The organism is Chryseobacterium sp. SIMBA_029 (assembly GCF_046535275.1).
Classification (GTDB): Bacteria; Bacteroidota; Bacteroidia; order Flavobacteriales; family Weeksellaceae; genus Chryseobacterium.
Genome location: NZ_JAWRXA010000610.1, coordinates 1 through 253 on the forward strand (window position 1 = coordinate 1; position 253 = coordinate 253).

General features: G+C 66.4%; 1 protein-coding gene. It reads left to right on the plus strand.

The window, feature by feature from the left end; translation table 11 throughout:
* A partial coding sequence (locus SB679_RS25430; RefSeq protein ID WP_410705130.1) for a threonine/serine exporter family protein occupies positions 1 to 253 on the plus strand: 253 nt, incomplete at both ends.

Genomic DNA, 253 nt, shown 5'->3' on the forward strand with positions numbered 1-253 from the left:
GCGGTCTTGATAGCCATCGCTGTGTTGGCCATCGGAGTCACCGAACAGACGCAGATGCGATTGCTCCTCCCGACGGCGGCGGTAGGTATCGTGGGCTTCTTTGTCCTGTGGGGGGTCGGCCAAGGGGGTGTCGGGGACCGCCTGTCTCCGGCGGTTGCCGCCGTCGTCATCGGTTTGTTGGCCAGGGTCCTCGCGCTCAAACTGGGCGCCCCGCAGCTGGTGGTCGCTGTTCCGGCGGCCCTGATCCTGCTTC